Origin of the sequence: Pseudoalteromonas sp. SCQQ13, from assembly GCF_015864415.1 — a bacterium.
Taxonomy (GTDB): domain Bacteria; phylum Pseudomonadota; class Gammaproteobacteria; order Enterobacterales; family Alteromonadaceae; genus Pseudoalteromonas; species Pseudoalteromonas nigrifaciens.
Genome location: NZ_JADYXG010000050.1, coordinates 1 through 782, shown reverse-complemented (window position 1 = coordinate 782; position 782 = coordinate 1). Strand labels below are relative to the sequence as shown.

1 protein-coding gene is annotated in these 782 nt (G+C 45.9%); it reads left to right on the top strand.

What is annotated here, in order from left to right; genetic code table 11:
- A partial coding sequence (gene tnpC / locus I6F41_RS17915; protein ID WP_197108910.1) for an IS66 family transposase occupies positions 1-759 on the top strand: 759 nt, incomplete at its 5' end.
- Positions 760-782 lie beyond the last annotated feature (23 nt).

Below are 782 nucleotides of genomic sequence, written 5' to 3'. Positions count from 1 at the left end.
TCCAAATCCTACATGTGGTTGTATGCCACAGGCGCAGACTCGCCTGAAGGAAAACTCACCGATACCGACATTCCCCATATTGTACTGTTTGATTACCATGCTAGTCGCGCAGGCCAGTGTGCGGTGGATTACTTAGATGGATATCAAGGTTATCTGCAAGTAGACGGTTATGCGGGCTATCACAAAACTCAAGCGACACTCGTGGGTTGTTGGGCGCATGCAAGACGTAAATTTACCGATGCTAAAACAGCCATGGGTAAACACAAAAGCGGCAAAGTAGAATGGGCATTGAATCACATTCAAAAGCTGTACAGGATAGAAATCCAAATCAAAAACAAAACACCGGACGAGCGACTCAAAATAAGACAAGAAAAAAGCTTACTCCTGCTTAAACAGTTTGAAGCATGGCTCATCAAATCCGAACAAGAGGTGCTGCCCAAAACCAAATTGGGTGAAGCGATTCAATATTGTTTAAATCAATGGGTAAAACTACAACGCTACACCCTTGATGGGCACTTAAGCATTGACAACAATCGCGCTGAACGCGCGATTAAACCCTTCGTTATCGGCAGAAAAGCATGGCTGTTCAGCCAAACCGCCAACGGCGCACATGCTAGTGCTGTACTTTACTCCATCATCGAGACTGCCAAGGCGAATGGACTGACGCCATTCGTCTATGTCATGCACCTGCTAGAGGAGCTGAGCCAGCCTGAACCTGATATTGAATCGGTGCTGCCATGGAATGTTAAGTTAGGCTAGACGTCTTTTACAAGACAGTTACT